The organism is Chthoniobacter sp. (genome assembly GCF_040003245.1).
Taxonomy (GTDB): Bacteria; Verrucomicrobiota; Verrucomicrobiia; order Chthoniobacterales; family Chthoniobacteraceae; genus Chthoniobacter.
Genome location: NZ_JBDUCX010000371.1, coordinates 1 through 4,293 on the forward strand (window position 1 = coordinate 1; position 4,293 = coordinate 4,293).

The 4,293-nt window shown below is 62.3% G+C and carries 3 protein-coding genes; 2 read left to right on the forward strand and 1 reads right to left on the reverse strand.

What is annotated here, in order from left to right; genetic code table 11:
• Nucleotides 1–84: 84 nt before the first annotated feature.
• A complete protein-coding gene (locus ABJF10_RS29665) occupies nt 85–1,245 on the forward strand; it encodes a PLP-dependent aminotransferase family protein (protein WP_348548216.1) in 1,161 nt (386 codons plus the stop codon).
• Between the two features lie 210 nt (nt 1,246–1,455).
• Here ABJF10_RS29665 and ABJF10_RS29670 read toward each other — a convergent pair whose 3' ends face one another.
• A complete protein-coding gene (locus ABJF10_RS29670; protein WP_348548217.1) occupies nt 1,456–2,334 on the reverse strand; it encodes an RNA polymerase sigma factor RpoD/SigA in 879 nt (292 codons plus the stop codon).
• A gap of 269 nt (nt 2,335–2,603) precedes the next feature.
• Here ABJF10_RS29670 and ABJF10_RS29675 point away from each other — a divergent pair, with 269 nt between their 5' ends.
• Nucleotides 2,604–4,142 carry a YifB family Mg chelatase-like AAA ATPase gene (locus ABJF10_RS29675; protein ID WP_348548218.1) on the forward strand — a complete coding sequence of 513 codons (1,539 nt, stop codon included), beginning with the start codon at nt 2,604–2,606 and terminating at the stop codon, nt 4,140–4,142.
• The last annotated feature ends 151 nt before the right edge of the window (nt 4,143–4,293 follow it).

A 4,293-nucleotide genomic window follows, 5' to 3' on the forward strand; every position in this document is an offset into this window, starting at 1 on the left:
GTGAAACACACAAATCACCCGAATGAAATCCTTCCCATTCGTGCGATCTGTGTGTTTCGCTGGCTTTATTCCACCCCGACTCGCATGACCGAACCCCGCCCCTTCCAAGCCGCAGGCCGCCTCGTCGATTTTATGCGGCAGGCCGACGAACCCGGTCTCATTAATCTGGCGGCGGGCGTCCCCGGACTCGATTCGCTCCCGACGGAGGAACTCCAGGCGGCTTTCACCCGCGCCTTCGTAAATGAAGGCGCGAAGATGTTTGCCTATCATCATCCGGAGGGCGACCACGGCCTGCGCGAGCAACTCGCCGCCCGGCTCCAGGCCCGTGGCGCCAGCATTCGCGGGCCGCAACTCATCACCGTCACCGGCTGCACGCAGGGCGTGCAATTGCTCGTCTCCATCCTCATCAAGCCGGGCGATATCGTGGCCGTCGAGGCACCGGCCTACTACGGCATGCTCGAGGTGCTCAGTGTCGCCGGGGCCCGCGTGCTGCCATTGCCCGTCGCCGGCCCGCACGGCTTCGATCTCGATTCGACCGAGGAATTGCTCGCCCGCTGGAAACCGCGCGCACTGATCGTTTGCGCCGCGCTCTCCAATCCTTCCGGCGTCACCATTCCCGAGGAAAAGCGCCCGCGTCTGGTGGAAATGTGCCGCACCCATGGCGTGCGCCTCATCGAGGACGACATCTACGGCGAGCTCATCGAGGACGGCGTCCCGCGCAGCCTGCTCGCGTGGGATGACGGCTCGACCGTGAGCTACGTCTCCAGTTTCTCCAAGACCGTCTCGCCCGGCCTGCGCGTCGGGGTGTGCGCGCCGGGGACGCTTTACGAGGATTTCGCCGCGCGGAAATGCCAGCAGGATCTCCACAGCGCCGTCGTCTCGGAGGTCGCTCTCCGCGAATTCCTGGCCGCCGATGCGCTCGATCCCCATCTCGCCCGGCTGCGCCCGCGCAATGCCCGTCGCCGTGCACTGGCCCTCGAAGTCATCGCCCGCGCCTTCCCCAAGGGCACGCGGGCCAGCCCGCCCCGCGGCGGCTACATGCTCTGGACCGAACTGCCCCGTGCCGTCGACCTGGCGAAAGTGCGCGAGATCGCGCGGAAAGAACGCATCGTCTTCGGCGCCGGCCCGGTCTTCTACACCGAGCCGCAGGCCACCAGCAGCCTGCGCCTGAACTGCGCCAAGGCCAGCGAAGCCGAGCTGGTCAGCGGCCTCGAGACGCTCGGCGGTATCCTCTGCGCGGCTTAACGCGCGCGCCCCCTCCTCGCGGGTCATCCTGAGCGAAGTCGAAGGACCCCGTCGAATAACCGGCGAGTATCTTTGGTAGAGCGACGGGGTCCTTCGACTCCGTTACACTCCGCTCAGGATGACCTGCAAGAAGGGAGCGCTCGCCCCGCAAAAAAACTAAAAGGGCGCACCCTTGCGGATGCGCCCTTTGTTGGAATTGTTCTCGGCGGATCAATCCTCCATCTCGCCGACATGCGCCGGCAGGAGGTGATCGATCGGCTTCTCTTTCTTTTGCAGTGCACGGCGCAATTTCATCAGCGCGATGTTCTGCAACTGGCGGATGCGCTCGCGCGTCACGCCGAATTTCTTGCCGACTTCCTCGAGTGTCTTGGCTTTGCCGCCATCGAGGCCGAAGCGCGAGAAGATGATCTTCTTTTCGCGTTCATCGAGCACTTCGAGCAGGTCGCCGACTTCGTCGCGCAGGTTCTGGTCGCGCAGGCGCTCAAAGGGCGTCAACGCTTCCAAGTCGCCGACGATTTCGCCGAATTCGGTCGAGTCGTCGTCGCTGATCGGAGCGTCCAGCGAGGCTGGGCGGATCGACACGGTCTTGAGCTGCGAGATTTTGCCGGACGAAAGCCCGACTTCCTCGGCCAATTCGTCGTCGGTGGGTTCGCGTCCGAGCTCTTCGCTCATCTGCAACGCCACGCGGCGCATCTTGGAGATCTTGTCGACCAAGTGCACGGGCAGGCGGATCGTCTTGCTCTGGTTGGCGAGCGCGCGCTTGATGGACTGTTTGATCCACCAGGCCGCGTAGGTCGAAAGTTTGCCGCCCTTGGCAGGGTCAAAGCGTTCCACGGCCTTCATCAAGCCGATGTTGCCTTCAGAGATCAGGTCCAGCAACGGCAGGCCGAGGTTCGCGTAATCATGTGCGATCTTGACGACCAACCGGAGGTTGGAGCGGATCATGAGTGAACGAGCGGCCTTGTCGCCTTTCTTGATTTTGGCAGCGAGTTCAATCTCTTGGGCCGGCGTGAGAAGCGGGATTTGCCCGATTTCACGCAGGTAGATTTTGATTCCAGAATCGGAATCTTCGCCGGATTTGTAGTTCATTTGGGTGCCTCTGGCTTTCTATGAGTAGCAGGATGTGTGCGTATCTATACGTCTGAGAGATGCTCTTTGGCTGTAGTGGGTTGTTGGGGCGTGGCCTATGTAGTGTCGGTGTATGGACAATGGCTTCAAAACGCCGGGTTGCCAAGCAAATTTCTTTATCTCAGAGGGTCAGTAGTCAATGTAGTTAAGTATTACGGTGTCTGACAGACTTTCCTTAGCTCCGTTCAAACCTTTTTACTTCCCTCTGTCCCTCTGGCACTTTCGCCCCCGTGCTGGCCAAAGTTTACTCTGCTGCTGTCTATGGTGTTGATGCCTTTGAGGTCGAAATCGAGGTCAATGGCGCCAGCGGCAACTCTGTAATCGTCGTAGTCGGCCTGCCGGACGTGGCTGTCAAGGAGAGCAAGGATCGCGTGACCACCGCCATCCAGAATAGCGGCTACCGCTGGCCTCGGGGACGCACCACCATTAACCTGGCACCGGCCGACGTAAAAAAGGAGGGCCCCAGCTTCGATTTACCCATCGCCCTCGGCATGATCGCGGTGGGCGCCGAGGTCGAGTTGCTCAACGTCGAGGAGTTCTGCTTCGTCGGTGAACTGGCACTCACCGGCCAGGTGCGCCCGGTGAAAGGCGTGCTCCCCGTCGCCCTCGAGGCCCGCCGCGCCGGCCGCCGGGCCATCGTCGTGCCCATGGAAAATGCCCGCGAAGCCGCGATGGTCGAGGGCATCGAGGTTTATGGCGTGCACAACTTGCGCGAGGCCTTCGAATTCCTCACCGGCGAAAAGACGCTCACCCCCATTCGCGAGGACATCACGCAATTCTTCGCCCAGCACCAGAACTACGAGGTCGATTTCTCCGACGTCCGCGGCCAGCACCATGTGAAGCGCGCCATCGAGGTGGCCGTCGCCGGCAATCACAACGCCCTTTTCATCGGCCCGCCCGGCTCCGGCAAATCGATGATCGCCAAGCGCATCCCGACCATCATCCCGCCGATGACCCTCGAGGAGGCCATCGAATCCACCAAGATCCACAGCATCTGCGGCCTGCTGCTCGATCCCGCGCACTCCTTCGTCGCCACGCGCCCCTTCCGCGCCCCGCACCACACCATCTCCGACATCGCGCTGATCGGCGGCGGCGCCACCCCCACGCCCGGCGAAATCAGCGTCGCGCACAATGGCGTCCTCTTCCTCGACGAGCTGCCCGAGTTCCGCCGCCCTACGCTCGAAGTCCTGCGCCAGCCCCTGGAAGATTCGCGCGTCACCATCTCCCGCGCCACCGGCTCCCTCACCTTCCCCGCCGATTTCATGCTCATCGCCGCCATGAACCCCTGCAAGTGCGGTTACTTCGGCGACCCGAAGCGCGAATGCCGCTGCAGCCCGAACGACGTCCAGCGCTACCGCGACCGCATCTCCGGCCCCCTGCTCGACCGCATCGACATCCACGTCGAAGTCCCCGCCGTGCAGTACCAAGACATCTCCTCCAAAGTCCCCGGCGAATCCTCCGCCGCCATCCGCGAGCGCGTCGACCAGGCCCGCCAGATCCAGCGCGCCCGCTTCGCCAAAAGCGGCAAGACCCGCTGCAACTCCCGCATGTCCGCCCAACTCCTCAAGCGCCACTGCGCCCTCGAGGAAGCCGCCGAAGGCATGATGAAAATGGCCATGACCGAGCTCAACTTCAGCGCCCGCGCCTACGACCGCATCCTCAAAGTCGCCCGCACCATCGCCGACCTCGCGAACTCCGAAAACATCCAAGCCGACCACGTCGGCGAAGCCATCCAGTACCGCACGCTCGATCGGAATCTGTGGGCGTGAGCGTGTTAGGATTCCTGGGCTGAGCCGTCCTCCGCTCGTTTTTTATTTGCCAAAAATATCCATTTTTGGGGCCCTAAAAGACGATTTTCCGCAATGGAGCCAATGGAGCAATGCACTTTTTTTTCGAAGTCATGCTTCAATCGCGGGCATG